This is a genomic window from Gillisella taibaishanensis, from assembly GCF_001938985.1.
Lineage (GTDB): Bacteria > Pseudomonadota > Alphaproteobacteria > Rhizobiales > Rhizobiaceae > Allorhizobium > Allorhizobium taibaishanense.
The window spans coordinates 249,723-267,796 of record NZ_MKIN01000027.1; the positions used below are offsets into that span (position 1 = coordinate 249,723).

The 18,074-nt window shown below is 60.4% G+C and carries 20 protein-coding genes; 12 read left to right on the forward strand and 8 right to left on the reverse strand.

Annotated features, from left to right (window positions below; genetic code table 11):
• Positions 1–8: 8 nt before the first annotated feature.
• From BJF91_RS22665 to BJF91_RS25120, 8 genes are all read right to left on the reverse strand, one after another.
• On the reverse strand, positions 9–1,094 hold the full coding sequence (locus BJF91_RS22665; protein ID WP_075616784.1) for a glycosyltransferase family protein: 1,086 nt from the start codon (positions 1,092–1,094) through the stop codon (positions 9–11).
• On the reverse strand, positions 1,091–3,061 hold the full coding sequence (locus tag BJF91_RS22670) for a glycosyltransferase family 2 protein (protein WP_075616785.1): 1,971 nt from the start codon (positions 3,059–3,061) through the stop codon (positions 1,091–1,093). The genes BJF91_RS22665 and BJF91_RS22670 overlap by 4 nt, the downstream gene beginning before the upstream one ends.
• A 329-nt stretch (positions 3,062–3,390) precedes the next feature.
• Positions 3,391–4,254: a glucose-1-phosphate thymidylyltransferase RfbA gene (gene rfbA, locus BJF91_RS22675; protein ID WP_075616786.1), complete on the reverse strand. Its 864-nt coding sequence runs from the start codon at positions 4,252–4,254 to the stop codon at positions 3,391–3,393.
• 126 nt (positions 4,255–4,380) lie between these two features.
• Positions 4,381–5,286 (reverse strand): dTDP-4-dehydrorhamnose reductase, encoded by a 906-nt coding sequence (gene rfbD / locus BJF91_RS22680; RefSeq protein WP_075616787.1) that lies wholly within the window; start codon positions 5,284–5,286, stop codon positions 4,381–4,383.
• Positions 5,283–6,344 (reverse strand): dTDP-glucose 4,6-dehydratase, encoded by a 1,062-nt coding sequence (rfbB, locus tag BJF91_RS22685; protein ID WP_075616788.1) that lies wholly within the window; start codon positions 6,342–6,344, stop codon positions 5,283–5,285. Before rfbB ends, rfbD begins: the two co-directional genes overlap by 4 nt.
• A gap of 158 nt (positions 6,345–6,502) precedes the next feature.
• The gene (gene rfbC / locus BJF91_RS22690; RefSeq protein WP_075616789.1) at positions 6,503–7,060 is read right to left on the reverse strand and encodes a dTDP-4-dehydrorhamnose 3,5-epimerase; all 558 of its coding nucleotides are present in this window, start codon (positions 7,058–7,060) and stop codon (positions 6,503–6,505) included.
• A gap of 180 nt (positions 7,061–7,240) precedes the next feature.
• The gene (locus tag BJF91_RS22695) at positions 7,241–8,890 is read right to left on the reverse strand and encodes a glycoside hydrolase family 28 protein (RefSeq protein WP_075616790.1); all 1,650 of its coding nucleotides are present in this window, start codon (positions 8,888–8,890) and stop codon (positions 7,241–7,243) included.
• 118 nt (positions 8,891–9,008) lie between these two features.
• On the reverse strand, positions 9,009–9,167 hold the full coding sequence (locus BJF91_RS25120; RefSeq protein ID WP_162843909.1) for a hypothetical protein: 159 nt from the start codon (positions 9,165–9,167) through the stop codon (positions 9,009–9,011).
• Positions 9,168–9,270: 103 nt separating this feature from the next.
• Between BJF91_RS25120 and cysS the strand changes: the two genes are divergently transcribed.
• The 12 genes from cysS to arsB all read left to right on the forward strand — a co-directional run bounded on the left by cysS (position 9,271) and on the right by arsB (position 17,942).
• Positions 9,271–10,656, forward strand: a complete 1,386-nt coding sequence (gene cysS / locus BJF91_RS22700; protein ID WP_075616791.1) for a cysteine--tRNA ligase — start codon at positions 9,271–9,273, stop codon at positions 10,654–10,656.
• A gap of 127 nt (positions 10,657–10,783) precedes the next feature.
• A complete protein-coding gene (locus BJF91_RS22705; protein ID WP_075616792.1) occupies positions 10,784–11,185 on the forward strand; it encodes a VOC family protein in 402 nt (133 codons plus the stop codon).
• A gap of 75 nt (positions 11,186–11,260) precedes the next feature.
• Positions 11,261–11,512, forward strand: coding sequence for an antitoxin (locus BJF91_RS22710; protein ID WP_075616793.1), 252 nt, complete (start codon positions 11,261–11,263; stop codon positions 11,510–11,512).
• A complete protein-coding gene (locus tag BJF91_RS22715) occupies positions 11,509–11,934 on the forward strand; it encodes a type II toxin-antitoxin system VapC family toxin (RefSeq protein ID WP_075616794.1) in 426 nt (141 codons plus the stop codon). The genes BJF91_RS22710 and BJF91_RS22715 overlap by 4 nt, the downstream gene beginning before the upstream one ends.
• A gap of 2 nt (positions 11,935–11,936) precedes the next feature.
• Positions 11,937–12,425 (forward strand): GFA family protein, encoded by a 489-nt coding sequence (locus tag BJF91_RS22720; protein ID WP_075616795.1) that lies wholly within the window; start codon positions 11,937–11,939, stop codon positions 12,423–12,425.
• Positions 12,422–12,892, forward strand: a complete 471-nt coding sequence (locus tag BJF91_RS22725) for a GFA family protein (protein ID WP_075616796.1) — start codon at positions 12,422–12,424, stop codon at positions 12,890–12,892. The genes BJF91_RS22720 and BJF91_RS22725 overlap by 4 nt, the downstream gene beginning before the upstream one ends.
• Positions 12,889–13,395 carry a GFA family protein gene (locus tag BJF91_RS22730; protein ID WP_075616797.1) on the forward strand — a complete coding sequence of 169 codons (507 nt, stop codon included), beginning with the start codon at positions 12,889–12,891 and terminating at the stop codon, positions 13,393–13,395. The genes BJF91_RS22725 and BJF91_RS22730 overlap by 4 nt, the downstream gene beginning before the upstream one ends.
• Complete coding sequence (pip, locus tag BJF91_RS22735; RefSeq protein WP_075616798.1) at positions 13,388–14,344, forward strand: prolyl aminopeptidase; 957 nt, start codon at positions 13,388–13,390, stop codon at positions 14,342–14,344. The genes BJF91_RS22730 and pip overlap by 8 nt, the downstream gene beginning before the upstream one ends.
• A 1-nt stretch (position 14,345) precedes the next feature.
• Complete coding sequence (cimA, locus tag BJF91_RS22740; RefSeq protein WP_075616799.1) at positions 14,346–15,962, forward strand: citramalate synthase; 1,617 nt, start codon at positions 14,346–14,348, stop codon at positions 15,960–15,962.
• A 110-nt stretch (positions 15,963–16,072) separates the two neighbouring features.
• Positions 16,073–16,453 (forward strand): ArsR/SmtB family transcription factor, encoded by a 381-nt coding sequence (locus BJF91_RS22745; protein ID WP_075617027.1) that lies wholly within the window; start codon positions 16,073–16,075, stop codon positions 16,451–16,453.
• Entirely contained in the window at positions 16,446–16,901 is a 456-nt protein-coding gene (gene arsC / locus BJF91_RS22750; RefSeq protein WP_210288998.1) for an arsenate reductase (glutaredoxin), read from the forward strand. The genes BJF91_RS22745 and arsC overlap by 8 nt, the downstream gene beginning before the upstream one ends.
• A 9-nt stretch (positions 16,902–16,910) precedes the next feature.
• A complete protein-coding gene (gene arsB / locus BJF91_RS22755; protein WP_075616800.1) occupies positions 16,911–17,942 on the forward strand; it encodes an ACR3 family arsenite efflux transporter in 1,032 nt (343 codons plus the stop codon).
• The last annotated feature ends 132 nt before the right edge of the window (positions 17,943–18,074 follow it).

Sequence of the window (18,074 nt, forward strand, 5' to 3'; positions counted from 1 at the left end):
ATCAAAGGTTATAGCTCGGGAAACAGCGGCGCAAAGCTGCGGCTCATCTGCGCCACCTTGGCGGCGATATCTGCGGCGCGTGCAGCCCGCATCTCGGGATCGTCGACCAGACGCAGGATTTCCTCGATCCAGACGCGCTCGTCATAAGGCAGGCGCGGATGGGCATCCTGCGGCCCGCCATCATAGGCAAGCGCGTCGGAAAACAGCCCTGCCGCACCAAGCCTGGCGACATCGATGAACTTTGTGCCCGCGCGGCTGTCGTTGGCCTCCGATGGCGCCAGCGGCACCAGCATGATGTCCACCTGAGCCGTACCCGCATAAACAAGATATTGCGGCCAGGACACCGGTGCTTTGACCGTGACCCGATCCATGCCACGCCAGATCTGGCGCGCCTTCTTGCCGGCAAAGACCTCGAACACGGTCTGCGGTCGCGCTTCCAGCACCTTGCGGATGACGGGTTTTAGAAAATGATGTTCCGCCACATGTACGCCCGTCGCGTGATAGGCAATTACCACTTTTTCCTCGGCAACAGCTTTTGCGCCTTCGCCTGTCTTTGGACGCCGTTCCCAGAGGCTTGCTGGCGGCGCCGGCGGCAGGATATGCGCCTTCGGCTCACCGATTGCCTGCACCAGCTGCGGCGTCGACAGCCAGATGATGTCGAGATGGCGGTTCAGCCGGCGTAGCGGATGGAGCGCGCGGTACCAGAGAAACAGGCTATAGGCGATATCGGCATCGCGGCTGGAAATCACCGCATGGATATCGTCGTCGAGCAGCAGACCGACGCCGGCCAAACGGTCAGCATGGGCTTCGATCCAGGCCAGCAGCGGTTTCGAGGCATAGCGGCAGACGACAACAAAGGCGCCATCCGGATCGAGGCCGGCGGGGTCGAAGCGCCTGATATCATGCACTTGATGCGGCGGCATACCCGCCGCCTCCAGGCGGACTGGAAGATAGTAGTCGAAGGTCGGATTGGGAACGCGACCAAACACCAGAATGGAGCGGACCGGCCGACGTGGCTTTCCCTCTGCGCCATCGCGCAGGCGCGGACGAGGCATAAGGCGTTCGAGCGCCAGCGGATACCACCATTTCTTCATGGAATGCGGCTTCCCGGTAGTCTGGCGCTGCGGGGAGACAGATCGCGCGGCACCGCCTCCAGCGAAAAATCGGCTGCACTCAGCGAGCAGTTCGGGTTGTAGCTCGGATCGTTGCCGATCACGGCCTGCCAGCGTTCGAACATGACCCTCTCTTCTCCGGCAAAGCGCTGCCGCTTTTCCTCAGTATCGTCGCGTCCCCGCGATACCGATTCCCGATGAACAAGGCGAGCATGCGGCGTCCAGACGATATCGAGGTCCAGCGCCCGCAGCTTGAGGCAATAATCGACGTCGTTGAAGGCGACCGGCAGCTTTGCCTCGTCCATGCCTGATACGGCGAGCCAATGGCTCTTGCGGGTCAGGAGACAGGCAGCCGTCACCGCTGACACATGTCGCCGCTGTGCCAGCAACCCCTGGTCTTCGCCGCCGTCGAGATCATGAAAATGAAAGCTGTGGCGGGCGATGGATCCTGCCCCCAAGGTGACGCCGCCATGCTGCACGTAGCCGTCGGGATAGAGCAGCAGCGCCCCGACTGCGCCGACCTTGGGATCGTCAAGTTCGGCGTTCATCTCGCCGAGCCAAAGCCGATCCAGCGGCTCGACATCGTTGTTGAGCAGCAGGATGCGTTCGTGCCGGGCCGCGGCAACCCCGAGATTGCAGGCGCGGGAAAAGTTGAAGGCGCCGGGCATGGCCAGGCGCCGCACATGGCCCTCCGCCTCGATCCGGTCGAGCAGGATGCGGGTGGCGTCTTCCTTGCTGTCATTGTCGATGACGATGATGTCCAACGCGCCCCGATCCGTGCGCTCGAGCAAGCCCTCAAGACAGGCCGACAGCAGATCGGCACGGTCGCGGGTCGGGATGATCACGGTGACCGGTGGGATCGATCCGCCCAAGCGCTGCAGGGGATGTGACGGCAGCGTCGCAGCCCGCGGTGCCGGGCGATGCATGAGAATGCGGGGCAGATGCAGAATATCGCCGGCTTGCGAGGCCTCAATGGCGAGCGCCTGCGGCTCCAACTGGCGAAGGTCGACCTTGTCGGGCAGACAGGTCGCGCGCAGCAGGATGCAATCGACAGGAAGCCAGCCGCTTTCGACCAGCGGCAGGTTCCACGCCGGCTTGAACAGAGGCGTAGCCTTCCCGCCGCTGCGGGAGACGGTGTCCTCGTCACAATAGACGCCAGTCGCCTGCGGGTGACGGATCAGGCAATCCACCATCCATTGCAAGGCTGATGGGGCGAGCGTCACCCCGGCCGGCAGCCGCATCCAGAAGCGCTCGCCCGTTTCAAGGCTATGAGCGAGATCGGTCTGCACATCCTCAGGCTCGACAAGCCGGTTGGCGCGATAGGTTTGATGCTTGAGGCTCTCATGCGAGGCCTCGCGGCCCCGCCCCTCACCCAGGATCGAGACCAGAACGAGCGGTGTCGGCGCATCGGTCAGGTTAGCGATTGCGGGTGGATGGTCATCCTCCATCTGCGCCCGTACGGCTCGCCAGTCGCGATAGGAGGGCGCAGACAGGGCCTCGAATTGCCGCAGAAAGCGGAAGGTTGCGCCCTTGATATTGCGGGCAGCCAGCAGGCGCAGCAAGGTCCGGGCCATCGACGGCCGGCGCAAGATCACCCGCGCGACCGCCTCGGCAGTCGATAGCGCCCGAATTTCAACCGTCGGCGGATCGATGGCTGGTTCTGAACGGCTGGTCTGCCGCTCTGCGTCGTGGGAAGGCACGGCTTCAAGGATGATACCGTCGAGATCGTCAGGCATCCAGCCGATGAAGAAGCCGGTCTGGTCGATCACCATGGAGCGCTGCAGCACGGCGGGAACTCTTCCCGCGCGGTGAAGCCGCAGGCGCGCGGAGCCTCCCAGAAACCCTGCCGGATCGCTCACCGTCACCATCACAGGCTTATCGGCAAGACGGCGGGCTGCCTCGCCGGTGACAACGCTCACCTGCGCTGGACCGACCGTCTGATCTGCCATGCGAATGCCTGTCTTCACGATGCTACACCAGAGACACAGCCGAACGATACGCTCTGCGGCAGGGATATTTTTTCACCAGGCCTCTCTTCCGGGCAGCGCAGGCGCGATGCGCTTGCCGCAGGCTCACAATGCTCTCGGTCTCGTCATCAAACAGTCTGACACGAGACCCTTTTCTTTTCGTTTACCTATTTTCCGAAAAGTAATGGCCCGCCATGCTCGCACCTGCGAGCAATCTGTTGAAAATTATGGTGCATATATAAACAGTTACAGCGCCCCACACGGTTTTGTGCACGGCGCTGTATCGCAGATAGCCACGTGAATTGAAAGCGTCAGAGCACTTTTTTCAGCAGATATTGGCCGTAAGTGCTCTTGCCATATTGCTGACCGAGCTTCTCCAACTGCGCCGCGTCGATGAAACCGAGACGATAGGCGATCTCTTCGGGGCAGGAAATCTTGAAGCCCTGGCGGCGCTCCAGGGTGGCGACGAATTCCGAGGCATCCAACAGGCTGTCGGGCGTACCCGTGTCAAGCCAGGCATAGCCACGGCCCATTTTCACCACGTTCAACCGGCCGCGTTCGAGGTAAACACGGTTGACGTCGGTAATTTCAAGCTCGCCGCGCGGGGACGGCTTCAGGTTGGCAGCGATATCGACGACATCCTTGTCGTAGAAGTAAAGCCCGGTCACGGCCCAGCTCGAGCGCGGCTCCTGCGGCTTTTCCTCAATGGAAATGGCCTTCAGATCCTTGTCGAATTCGACGACGCCATACCGCTCGGGGTCATTGACGTGATAGGCAAAGACCGTGGCGCCATCATTGCCGGCAACAGCGGTTCTGAAGAGATCGTTGACCCCATGGCCGTAGAAAATATTGTCGCCGAGGATCAGGCAGGATGGGTTGGAGCCGACGAAATCGGCACCTATGATATAGGCCTGGGCCAACCCGTCCGGCGACGGCTGCTCGGCATAGCTCAGGGAAATTCCCCATTTCGATCCATCGCCCAGCAGGCTCTGGAAATTCGGCAGGTCCTTCGGTGTCGAGATGATCAGAATGTCGCGGATACCGGCAAGCATCAGAGTCGACAGCGGATAGTATATCATCGGCTTGTCATAGACCGGCATGAGCTGCTTGGACGTGACAAGCGTCATCGGATGCAACCGCGTTCCGCTGCCACCAGCAAGGATGATACCCTTCATTGATAAAACTCCTGACACATCAATTCTGTCTATCTGTCATGCATTGATCGATAGAGCCATTCTTTCCGACAAACATGCCTTTTCAACGGCATGCTGGAAAAACGGTCCACCGTCCGTGGAAATACTCTAGCTGTCTTCGCCGTTTAGCAGCCGATCGACGACCAATTCGGTCGACGGCCTCCAGTCCGGCAGCCTGACACCGTGGACCGTCGCAAGCTGAGTGCAATCCAGTCTGGAATTGGCGGGCCGTTCGGCAGGCGTCGGATAGTCGCTGGCCGGGATCGGCGTCACCGTCGCGGAAGGGCCACCTTTTGCTTCCGAAAGCCGGAAGATCTCAGCCGCAAACTCTGCCCAGCTGGCTTCGCCTGTACCGGTCATATGAAAGATGCCACGCATCTCGGCTGCAGACGACGAAAGCAGATTTGTCCCAACCGCCAAGACGGCGTCAGCGATATCGAGCGCCGACGTCGGATTGCCGATCTGATCCGCGACGACATTCAAACCATCGCGGGTTTCGGCGAGCCGCAGCATGGTGCGCAGGAAGTTCTTGCCGAACGGGCTATAGACCCAGGCGGTGCGCAGGATGGCATGATTGTCGGTCGCAGCCGCCACCTTGCGCTCGCCTTCAAGCTTGCTGCGGCCGTAGACCCCGAGCGGTGCCACCGGATCGGTCTCGGCATAGGGTGCAGTTTTGCTGCCGTCGAAGACATAATCGGTGGAGATATGCAGGATCGGTACGTTGAGAAGCTTGGCGACACGGGCCAGTTCCCCCGGCCCTTCTGCATTAACGGCAAAGGCCGCAGCTTCCTCGCCCTCGGCCTGGTCGACAGCCGTATAGGCGGCGGCCGAGACGATAAGGTCGGGCTTCGCAGCCCGCATAGCCGGCTCGATTGTCGCGGGATCGCCGAGGTCAAGCGTTGGACGGCCAAGCGCGATCAACTCGATATCCTGACGGTCAGCCGCCCTTTCGATCAGGGATTGGACGACCTGACCGGCGAGGCCGGTGACGACAAAGCGCTTGCTGCTGCTCATTTGCCGGCAGCCGTTTTCAACAGGCCGAGCCGGCTGCCATCATAGCCCTTGCGCAGCGGTTCCCACCACCAGCGGTTTTCGAGATACCACTTCACGGTCTTTTCGATGCCGGTGTCGAAATTCTCCTGAGCCTTCCAGCCCAGTTCGGTTTCGAGCTTGGTGGCGTCGATGGCATAGCGCGCATCGTGGCCGGGCCGGTCGGTGACATATTGGATCAGCTTGTCATGCGGTGCGCCAGCCGGATGCAACTCGTCCATCAAGGCGCAAACACGGGTGACGACATCGATATTGCGGCGCTCATTGCGGCCGCCGACATTATAGGTCTCTCCGATCCGGCCGCGCTCGACGATGATATCAAGCGCACGGGCATGGTCCTCGACATAGAGCCAATCGCGGATATTGACGCCCTGGCCGTAAACCGGCAACGGCTTGCCCTCCAGCGCATTGATGATCATCAGCGGGATGAGCTTTTCCGGGAAATGGAAGGGGCCGTAATTGTTGGAGCAGTTGGAGACCACGATGGGCATGCCATAGGTACGCTCCCAGGCCTTCGCCAGGTGGTCGGACGCGGCCTTCGAAGCGGAATAAGGCGAGCTAGGGTCGTAAGGCGTGGTTTCGGTAAACAGACCGTCATCGCCGAGCGAACCGTAAACTTCGTCGGTCGAGACATGCAGGAAGCGGAAGCTTTCCTTCTCAACGCCCTCAAGCCCCTGCCAATAAGCGCGCGCACTTTCGAGCATGGTGAAGGAGCCGAGCACGTTGGTCTCGACGAAATCCTTGGCGCCGGTGATAGAGCGGTCGACATGGCTTTCGGCAGCCAAATGCATCACTCGGTTCGGGCGGAAGCTGGCAAAGGCAGCGGCCATCGCCTGGCCGTCGCAGATATCGGCCTTCAGGAAGCGATAGAGCGGATTGGCTTCGACTGAGGCGAGCGAAGTCAGGGTGCCCGCATAGGTGAGCTTATCGACATTGAGGACCTCATAGCCCTTGTCCAGCACCAGATGCCGCACGACGGCCGATCCGATAAATCCGGCGCCGCCGGTCACAAGTACACGCATGTCTTCCACTATCCCCTAGTGCATCGATCCAAACGAAAGATTCATCTGAGTTTGGACAAATCGATGCATAAACAAAAAACGAGTGCAAGAAGCATGAACGAATTGAATGGTTCGTGCACTCGCATTCATCGGCGGGCCCGCATGGCCCGCGTTCACGGCTAATAGACGAAATTCGTCTCGAGTTCACTCAGTGTCGGCTGCTTCCTGTCCTTGTCCGACAGGATCGCCTTGTCGGCATCAACAGGCCAGTCGATCCCGATCGCCGGATCGTTCCACAACAGGCCCCTGTCATGATCCGGGCTGTAATAATCTGTCACCTTGTAGCTGATGACCGTATCGGGCTGCAATGTGCAGAAGCCGTGAGCAAAGCCCGGCGGCACCCAAAGCTGACAGCCGTTTTCCGCCGTCAATTCGGCCGTAACGAACTGACCATAGGTTGGCGACCCCTTGCGTATATCGACGGCGACGTCGAGCAGTGCGCCGGCCGCACAGGATACAAGCTTGCCCTGAGCGCGCGGATTGAGCTGGAAATGCAGACCGCGGACCGTGCCGACTTCAGCAGAGAAGGACTTGTTGTCCTGCACGAAGGGGAACGACCCGACTTCGCTTTCAAACAGGCTCAGCCGGAAAGTTTCCATGAAATAGCCGCGCTGGTCTCCAAACCGCTTTGGCGTGATCAGAAATACGCCTGGCAGCTTCGTCGCTTCAAACTGCATTTTCGTCCCTTCGTCGTCATCTCTTCTGGCAATTAACCGCCCCGGCAAGCAGGGGCAAGCAAAATGCAGATGGGAGCCGTCTTAACCGAACAATTATGACGCTATTCGGACAGTGCGGACGATATAGCTCAACGTCCAGCACCTCTACATTGTAAAAAATCGACGTTTCTAGCGCCTTCGTTAGATCGGCGCTCCCTCAAGCATGGCGGAAAATGGCTGAAAGGCGGATGAACATTCGATCGGCGGCGCCATGTCGTCGTTGCCGGCGTCGATCAGGTTTACCACCCGCACCCGGCGGGCCGGATCGGCTTTCAACAGATCGGCAAAGCTGACTGGCCCGGGACCGAGCGTGATTGCGGCATTGAGCGGTGCGTCCTTGGAGGTCGGGTCGGCCGAACCTACGAGCTGCGGCGGCGCGCCATCGAACTGGACCGTGTCAAGGAAGAGGCTCAACGGCTGGTAACGGCTCTCGTCGCGGATGCCGCGCAGAACGATGCGGCCGGGAGTGCCGGACGCACTGCCGGTATAGCGCATGTTGCGCACGGTAATGCCGGAGAAGTCAGGCATCTTGTCGCCTGTCTTGTCGGAATAGCGGGTGTCGAACACCAAGGGTGCAGCGACATTGCGCATGCAAATATCCTCGTAGAGGACATTGCCGACTTTTCCGCCCCGCGAAGTGTCCGATTTGATCCTGAGCCCGTTGCCTTCAGGGCTGTCATGGCCATCCATCACAAGGTCAAAGACGTGAATATCGTCGACGCCGGAATTGGTTTCCGAGCCGATCGACAGGCCATGGCCATAGTAGAAGCGGTTATGGGCAAAGGTCATCCGCGTCGATGGCTTGTCGCCGCCGGCCTTGATCGCCACATGGTCGTCGCCGGTGCTGATGGCGCTATAGGCGAGCAAAACCTTGGTCGACTGGCCGGGATCGAAGCCATCAGTATTCTTGACGGTGTCCGGGGTAAAGCAGGTGGCCGGCGTCAGCTGGTCCGGCGTCGTGCCAGGCGGGCAGGCGTAGTCAGGCTTGGTATAAACAGCACTCGGGCTCAGGATCTTGATGCCCCAGGCGGTAAGCCCGGTCACGCCATTGCTGACGACATGAAAGTTTGGGCTATTGATGAGCGCGATGCGCGACAGCGTGAAATTCTCGCCGCCCTCCACTTCGAGCAGCCGGAAGACATGCTGGTTGAGCCCCTGTTTCGACTGCCATGCCACATCCCACCAGGAGCGCTTGCCAGCATTGTCGCCCGACAGAAGCAGCGACCCACCGCGCCCGTCGATCTTCCCCTCTCCGGCAACGCCTGCGCCCTTGGTATCCTTGGCAAGCAAGAGAGGCTTGCAGGTCTTATCCCAGGATGTATTGGCCGTGCCGCAATCGCCAGCGCCCTTGTCGTAATCCTTGGGGTCGCGGGAGGCATAGAGGGTAACGGGCTTGTCGACGAACAGGATCACGCCGCTTTTCAGCGTGAGCGGTCCCGTCAGAAAAGCATCCTGGCCATCCGTGCCCGCCGTGAGCTTGACCAACCCGCCCGCGCAGCCGTCGATCGCCGCCTGCAGGCGCTCCTGATCTGGATGAACGGCCTTGCCATCGGCATCCGCCGCATCGACGGAACCGTCTTTACTCGTCAGCGCCGCCGGCAGCGTGGCGCAGACCGTTGTCGGTAGGTCCGGCTCGGTGATCGATCCCCATTGGGTGGCGACGGCCGGCTCTGCGGCGCGTGCTGCAACAGCAGAGAGGCCGGCAATCAGCAGCGCGCAGGTGAGCTGCCTCGCAACAGCGGCTTGCAGACGAAAGATGGACGGCAGCGAAGCAGATGCGGAACCGGGCATGAGCAATCCTTGAAACGGCAATTTTCTAAAGGCGGAGTCTCCATCACGCCAATGCGAGATCTAGCGTGAATAAAGGCGCTCTGTGTTCAAACCGGTGATTGGCCCGAAATCAAGACCGTCAGATGCGCCGCAGCCGGCTCATCGGTAAAATATTTTCGCTGCCGATCAAAAAAATGCAGCATGGATCTCCAAGGCCGAAAAAGCCGTTGACCGAAGCCGTGGGTCGCGCCATAAAGCACGCCATGAAAACGAGCACCTGCATCATCTGCTGGAACATTATTCGCTAGCGCATGCGCTGGCCCGGCCGTTTTCGTCTCTTGCACAGTCCCAGATGACAAACGCTCCGGTCCAGCCGGGTATCATCACGTCTGGAGACCGCCATGGCCGAGGGCCTTAAGCTTTACAATACACTGACGCGCAGCAAGGTCGATTTCACCCCGATCGACCCTAAAAACGTGCGCATGTATGTCTGCGGTCCGACGGTCTATGATTTTGCCCATATCGGCAATGCCCGACCGGTGATCGTCTTTGACGTGCTCTACCGGCTGCTGCGGCATGTCTATGGCGAGGCTCACGTCACCTATGCCCGCAACATTACCGACGTCGATGACAAGATCAACGCGCGGGCGCTCAGGGATTTTCCTGATCTGTCGCTCAATGACGCCATCGCCAGGGTGACGCAGAAAACGGCCGACCAGTTCAGCGCCGATGTCGAGCGGCTTGGCAATCTGCCGCCGACGGTCGAGCCGCGCGCCACAGACAATATCGCCCAGATGATCTCGATCATCGAAACACTGATCGCCAAAGGTCATGCCTATGTGGCCAGCGGCGAAGTGCTGTTCGACACAAGGTCGATGGCCGCTTATGGCCAACTATCCAAGCGTAATCTCGATGAGCAGCAGGCCGGCGCCCGCATTGCCGTCGAGGCGCACAAGAAGCACCCGGGCGATTTCGTGCTGTGGAAACTCTCCAGTCACAATGAGCCCGGCTGGGACAGCCCCTGGGGTCGTGGCCGTCCGGGCTGGCATATTGAGTGCTCGGCCATGTCCAAGCGCTATCTGGGCGAAGTCTTCGACATCCATGGCGGCGGGCTGGACCTGATCTTCCCGCATCATGAAAACGAGATCGCCCAGTCCTGCTGCGCCAATGGCACCGACGTGATGGCAAACGTCTGGATGCACAACGGCTTTGTGCAGGTTGAAGGCCAGAAAATGTCGAAGTCGACAGGCAATTTCTTCACGATCAACGAATTGCTGGACACAGAGAGCTTCGGCACCCGCAAATGGCCGGGCGAAGTGCTGCGGCTGGCCATGCTGATGACCCACTATCGCGAGCCGATCGATTTTTCGGTGAAGCGGTTGGAGGAAGCAGAGCGGCTGATCGCCAAATGGCCGGCCGGTGACGCCGGTGATGCGGCACCGAACCAGAGTGTGCTTGACGCCCTTGCCGACGACCTCAACACGGTTGCCGCCGTGCAGGCTCTGCACGGACTGGCGTCATCAGCGAATGCCGATCCGACCAAGCTGCCAGTCTTTCTGGCCAGCGCAGCTCTGCTCGGCCTTCAGCCGAAGAAAGCCGAAGTCAGTGAAGACCTGTCCGCTGCAGTCACGGCCCTGGTCGAGATGCGGCTCGAAATGCTCAAGGCGAAGAACTTTGCGGAAGCAGACAAGATCCGCGACGATCTTCTGACCAAAGGCATTCAGCTAAAGGACGGCAAGGACAAGGAAACCGGCGAGCGCGTGACGAGTTGGGAGGTCAAGCGCTAGGCGGTTTGCGGCTCTTTCCCCTTCTCCCCAGCGGGGAGAAGGGGGCGGTAGCCGGATGAGGGGGCGAAGCAAAGCACCCCAAATGACGATTTTGGCAAGTCTTCGCTGATACTAGGGAACGACATCGATGATCGATCACATGAATATCAAGGTTGCCGATTTTGAACGTGCAAAGGCGTTTTACGATGCCGCCTTTGCGCCGCTTGGCGCCTCCCTGCTTTACATGGTGCCGGAGGAATACTCGAACGGCGTGAAAATGGGCGGCTATGGGCGCGAAAAGCCGGTCTATTGGCTTTATGAAGGCACACCGCCTGAAGGCTACCACCAGCATATTGCATTTGCCGCCGAAGACCGGGCTGCGGTCGACGCCTTCTACCACGCCGCCATTGCCGCCGGTGGCAAGGACAATGGCGCGCCAGGCCTGCGGCCGCATTACCATCCGAACTACTATGGTGCCTTCGTATTTGATCCCGACGGCAATAATATCGAGGCGGTGTGTCACAAGGCCGAGGACGACCTTACCCGCTAATTTGCGTCGGAGGTCGATCCAGCATATGCTAAGGCCTATGCTGGTGACTGGCCTGTACAGCTAAGGGAGGCGTCGATGAGCGCGACACAGGAAAGACATGTGCGGGTGTTCAAGAACGGCCGCAATCGTGCCGTGCGCATTCCCGTGGAATTCGATTTTCCCGGCGATGAGGTCATCATGCGCAAGGAAGGCGACCGGATCATTCTGGAGCCTGTCGTGAACAAGAAGGAAACCTTTGTCGCTTGGCTGCGCCAACAGCCACCGATCGAAGAAGATTTCCCCGATTTCGATCTACCCGAGCCTCCACCGAGGCCCGTTGACCTATGATCACCGCCCGCTTCATGCTCGACACCAATATCATATCGGATGTCGTGCGTAATCCAGCAGGACCGGCTGCCAATGTTTTGCAGACATTGAACAGGGACGATATCTGTATCAGTTCGATCGTGCTGTCGGAGATCCTGTTCGGGATCAGGCGCCGTGGGTCGGAGAGGCTTAGCAGATTGGTCGAAGGGGTGCTGGAGCGGATCGACGTCATTGCCTATGACGACGTGGCTGCCCGCAGATACGCCGATATTCGCACCGCGCTGGAAACCAGGGGAACGTTGATTGGGGCAACCGACCTATTCATCGCCGCCCACGCGCTGGCGCTGGATATGGTCCTGATCACCAACAATGTGCGTGAGTTCTCGCGCGTACAGGGACTGCAATTGGAAAACTGGCTCGAAACGGCCACGGAGGAGCAATAGCCATGTCAGAAACGGTCCATACCGGCGGCTGCCAATGCGGTGCCATTCGCTTTCGCTCAACCGGCACGTTGAAAGACTCTTCGATCTGTCATTGTCGCATGTGCCAGAAAGCGTTTGGCGCTTATTATGCGCCGCTGGTTTCGGCGCGCGGCGTCGCATTTGAGTGGACACGTGGCACGCTGAAGCATTTCCAATCGTCGAACGTCGTCAAACGCGGCTTTTGCGGCGATTGCGGCACACCGCTGACCTATGAGGCGCCTGACGGTATGGCGGTCGCGGCCGGCGCCTTCGATGATCCATCCGCCCTACCTCCGTCGCTTCAATACGGCACCGAAGCCAAGATCGGCTTTGTCGACCATCTGCACGCATTGCCGGGCCATCCGACGGAAGAAGACCTGACGAACGAGCCCTTCCTCGATGGCCTTGTTTCCTACCAGCATCCGGACCACGACACGGATCAATGGCCAACCGACAAAGGAGCAAGCGCATGAGTGAGATCTTTTCCGGCGGCTGCCAATGTGGCGCGGTGCGGTTTCAGGCGGCAAAGCTGGGCCGGCCGTCGATCTGTCATTGCCGTATGTGCCAGAAGCAGTTCGGCAGTTTCTTCGGCGCGCTGGTCACCGCCGATCAGGCGCATCTGACCTGGACGCGCGGCCAACCGAAGCTCTACCGCTCCTCGGCAAAGGTGAAGCGCGGCTTTTGCGAAAAATGCGGCACGCCGTTGACCTACCAGCATGCCGAGGGCGTGGAACTGGCCATCGGCGCCTTTGACAACCCGGCCGCCTTCGAGCCGGAAATTCAGGTCAATCACCACAAGCGCTTGCCCTGGATCGACACCTTGTTTGAAAAGCCGATCTATGAAAATGCAGATCAGGAAGCCGTCTGGGCGGGTATTGAATCCTTCCAGCATCCGGACTTCGATACGCCGGTCTGGCCGCCTGAGGATGACGGACAATGAGAGAGCAAATTCACTCCGGCGGTTGCCAATGCGGCGCGATCCGCTATCGGGCGACCGGCGCCGTCGGCAATCCGCATGTCTGCCATTGCCGCATGTGCCAGAAAGCCTCAGGCAATTACTTCCTGCCGCTCGGCTCCATCAAGCGCGAGCGGTTCACACTCGTGCGCGGCGAGCCGCAATGGTTCCACTCCTCCGATCTGGTGAAGCGCGGTTTTTGCGCCCATTGCGGCACGCCCCTGTTCTTCGACGTGCCGGAAGCGGATTTCATCAATATCACGCTGGGCTCGCTGGACGACCCCACCACGGTCAAGCCGGTCGAGCAGGCCAATCTCGACAGCAAGATGCCGTGGTTTGCCGACCTCGATAGGCTGCCGGTCGAGGCACGGGAGGCCAGTACGGACTGGCTGGCAAAGGTCGGCGAGAGCCAGCATCAGCATCCCGACCACGACACAGCAGACTGGCCGATGGACTGGCCCCAACATCAGGGATCGCCCCATGACTGATTTGCGCAGCTTCTACCCCGAAGTCGAGCCGTTCGAGACCGGATTCCTCGATGTCGGCGACGGCCATGTGATCTATTGGGAGCGGGTCGGCACCAAGGGCGCGAAACCGGCCGTGTTCCTGCATGGCGGCCCGGGCGGCGGCATCAATGCCAACCAGCGGCGGATTTTCGATCCCGCGCTCTATGACGTGATCCTGTTTGATCAGCGCGGCTGCGGCCGTTCCACGCCGCACGCGCATCTCGAAGCCAATACGACCTGGCATCTGGTCGCCGATATCGAGCGGTTGCGCCAGATGATCAGCGTGGAGCAATGGCTGGTTCTCGGCGGCTCCTGGGGCTCGACGCTGGCGCTGGCTTATGGGCAGACCCATCCCGAGCGGGTCAGCGAACTGGTATTGCGCGGCATCTATACGGTGACCAAGGCGGAAATGGACTGGTACTACCAGTTCGGCGTTTCCGAAATGTATCCGGACCGCTGGGAAAAATTCGTGGCGCCCATCCCGCTAACAGAGCGTCAAGATATGGTCTCGGCCTATCATCGTCGGCTGACGGGTGACGATAAGGCGGAGCAGCTGGCCTGCGCCCGCGCCTGGAGCCAGTGGGAAGGGGCCACGATTTCGCTGATCCCCGACCTCACGCAGATCGACACGTTCGGCGACGACCATTTTGCCATTGCCTTCGCCCGGCTGGAAAATCATTTCTTCATGAACCATTGCTGGCTGGATGAAGGGCAGTTGCTGCGCGACGCCCACAAGCTCACGGGCATTCCCGGCGTCATCGTGCATGGCCGCTATGACATGCCCTGCCCGCTGCGCTACGCCTGGGAACTGGCAAAGGCCTGGCCGGATGCCAGCTTGCATATTATCGAAGCCGCGGGCCATGCGATGAGCGAGCCTGGCATATTGGACCAGATCATCCGCGCGACAGACCGTTTCGCCGGGAAGGCATAAAATGACACGCGAAAAGATCACCCTGTTCGACACCACGTTGCGCGACGGCCAGCAGACGCCCGGCATCGACTTTTCCGTCGAGGACAAGATCGCCATTGCCGCCATGCTTGATGCCTTCGGGATTGATTATGTCGAGGGCGGCTATCCCGGCGCCAATCCGACCGATACCGCCTTCTTTTCCAAGAAGCGCACCGGACGCGCTCGTTTCACCGCCTTCGGCATGACCAAGCGCGCCGGCATTTCCGCCTCCAACGATCCCGGCCTTGCCGCGCTGTTGCAGTCGAAGAGCGATGCCGTCTGTCTTGTCGCGAAAAGCTGGGACTATCACGTCAAGGTCGCGCTCGGCTGCACCAATGATGAAAACCTGGACGCGATCCGCGACAGCGTCGAGGCTGTCACCGCCTCGGGAAAAGAAGCGCTGGTCGATTGCGAGCATTTCTTCGACGGCTACAAAGCCAATCCCGATTATGCGCTTGCCTGCGCCAAGACGGCTTATCAGGCCGGTGCCCGCTGGGTGGTGCTCTGCGACACCAATGGCGGCACGCAACCGCCGGAAGTCCGCGAGATCATCGCAGCCGTGATCGCAAGCGGCGTACCTGGCGCCTCGCTCGGCATCCACGCCCATAACGATACGGGCCAGGCGGTCGCCAATTCGCTGGCCGCCGTCGAAGCTGGCGTGCGCCAGATCCAGGGCACGCTGAACGGCATCGGCGAGCGCTGCGGCAATGCCGATTTGACCACCATCATCCCGACGCTCTGTCTGAAGCCGATCTATGCCGACCGCTTCGAAACCGGCATCGACACGGACAAGCTGCAGGATCTTACCCGGCTGTCACATGGTTTCGACGAGTTGCTGAACCGCTCGCCCTTTGCCCAGGCGCCCTATGTCGGCGCGTCGGCCTTCGCGACCAAGGCCGGCATCCATGCCTCGGCGCTGCTGAAGGACCCCAAGACCTATGAGCATGTGGAACCAGGCCTGGTCGGCAACTTCCGCAAGGTCATGGTCTCCGACCAGGGCGGCAAGGCCAATTTCATCAACGAGTTGAAACGGCGCGGCATTCCAGTCGCCAAGGACGATCCGAAGCTCGACCGGCTGATCGAGATCGTCAAGCAGCGCGAAGCCTCGGGCTATGCCTATGAAGGCGCCGATGGCAGTTTCGAACTGCTCGCCCACCGTACGCTGGGATCGGTGCCGGATTTCTTCGCCGTCGAAAGCTTCCGGGTGATGATCGAGCGCCGTTTCGACAGCAATGGAAACCTGAAGACGGTATCGGAAGCCGTGGTGAAAATGGTGATCGACGGCCAAGCGGTCATGTCGGTGGCCGAGGGAGACGGCCCGGTGAACGCGCTCGATATCGCGCTGCGCAAGGATCTCGGCAAGTTCCAGAATGAAATCGAAGACCTGGAATTGGCCGACTATAAGGTCCGCATCCTCAACGGCGGCACCGAGGCTATCACCCGCGTGCTGATCGAATCCACCGACGCCACCGGCGCCCGCTGGTGGACGGTCGGCGTCTCCGAAAACATTATCGATGCCTCCTTCCAGGCCTTGATGGACGCCATTGTCTACAAGCTGATGAAGAACCGGCAGCTGGCAGGACGCATCGCGGCGGAGTGAGCCGCAAGGGGTTTCTCGACCACCGAGTGATCAAAGGCCAGCAAAACTGCTGGCCTTATTCGTTTCATTGGTTTATCTAACATCTCAATTACTCTTGAGATGTTGAAATGTTGATCGAAAAACAAGCCCTCGATGCCTTTGCGGCACTGTCGCAGCCAACAAGATTGCGGATCCTGCGCATGCTGGTCGCAACCGGACCAGATGGATTGGCCGCCGGCGCGATCGGTGAAGCCATGGATGGCGCGTCCTCGTCACGTATCTCATTTCATCTTGCCGCGCTGGAACAGGCCGGCCTCGTGGAATCCAGGCGCGAGGGGCGGTCGATCATCTATAGCGCCGCCTTTCCGGTGCTTGCCGGTCTCGTCGAATTCCTGATGCGCGATTGCTGCCAAGGCAACGCGCAGATCTGCGCACCGGCAATCAACGCGTTCGCCAGTTGCAAACCGGTCGATGCCTGTAGCGAAGAGAAAGAAGGACCGTCCCATGCCTGAAGCCGCCAAGACCGCCCAGCCCATCGATATCGTGATCTATCACAATCCCGATTGCGGCACCTCGCGCAACACGTTGGCGATGATCCGCAATGCCGGCATCGAGCCGCATGTCGTGGAATATCTAAAAACGCCTCCGTCGCGGGGCCTGCTGGTGCAGCTTGCCGCGCGCATGGGCGCACCGCTCAGCGCGCTGCTGCGGGAAAAGGGCACGCCCTATGCGGAACTGGGGCTCGACAACCCCGATCTGTCCGACGATCAGCTGCTGGATGCCATTGCGGCTCATCCTGTTCTGATCAACCGGCCTATCGTCGTCAGCCCGCTCGGCGTCAAGCTCTGCCGACCCTCGGAAGAGGTGCTCGACCTGCTGCCACCGCAGCGAGGAGCCTTTATCAAGGAAGACGGCGAGCAGGTGGTCGACGAGCACGGCCGTCGGGTCGCGACGGCGTAAGGGGCGATCGTGTCGACATTCGAGCGCTATCTGACCCTCTGGGTGGGGCTTTGTATCGTGGTCGGCATCGGGCTCGGCCAGCTCACGCCGCAGGTCTTTCATGCCATCGGCGCCCTTGAGGTCGCAAAGGTCAATCTGCCGGTGGCCGTGCTGATTTGGTTGATGGTCATTCCGATGCTGCTGAAAATCGACTTTACAGCGCTCGGCACCGTCGGCCGCCATTGGCGCGGCATCGGCGTCACGCTGTTCGTCAACTGGGCGGTCAAACCGTTCTCGATGGCGCTGCTGGGCTGGCTGTTCATCGGTTGGCTGTTTCGGCCGCTGCTGCCGGCGGGCCAGATCGATAGCTATATCGCCGGCCTGATCATCCTGGCGGCCGCGCCCTGTACGGCGATGGTGTTCGTCTGGTCCAACCTGACCAGGGGCGAGCCGCATTTCACCCTGAGCCAAGTGGCGCTGAACGACGCAATCATGGTCATCGCCTTCGCGCCTGTCGTTGGCCTCTTACTTGGTCTTTCCGCCATCACCGTGCCCTGGGGCACGCTGGCCCTGTCGGTGGCGCTTTATATCGTCATCCCCGTCATCATCGCCCAAGTGCTGCGCCATCGCCTGATCGCAAGCGGCGGACAGATGGCGCTCGACCGGCTTCTGGCGCGGCTCGGGCCTGTCTCGCTCGTGGCGCTGCTGGCCACGCTGGTGCTGCTGTTCGGCTTTCAAGGGGAGCAGATCGTCGCGCAGCCGCTGGTGATCTGCTTGCTGGCCGTGCCGATCCTGATCCAGGTCTATTTCAACGCCGGTCTTGCCTATCTCCTCAACAGGCTGGCCGGGGAGCAGCACTGTGTCGCCGGCCCATCCGCCCTGATCGGGGCGTCCAACTTCTTCGAGCTGGCCGTTGCCGCCGCGATCAGCCTGTTCGGCTTCCAGTCCGGCGCCGCACTGGCCACCGTCGTCGGCGTCCTGATTGAAGTGCCTGTCATGCTGTCGGTGGTCTGGATCGTGAACCGCTCCAAGAGCTGGTATGAACGCGGCATCCCGCAATAATGCGCGGCGTTGAGAACGCCCCTGTCGCTAAAAAATATTCGCGGAATTGACCGATCCTTCAACGGAATGAATTTGCTGTTTGCGACCTGAAGGCGTATCGGCAGTAAAGAACGAGAGTGTCTCCGTACTGGA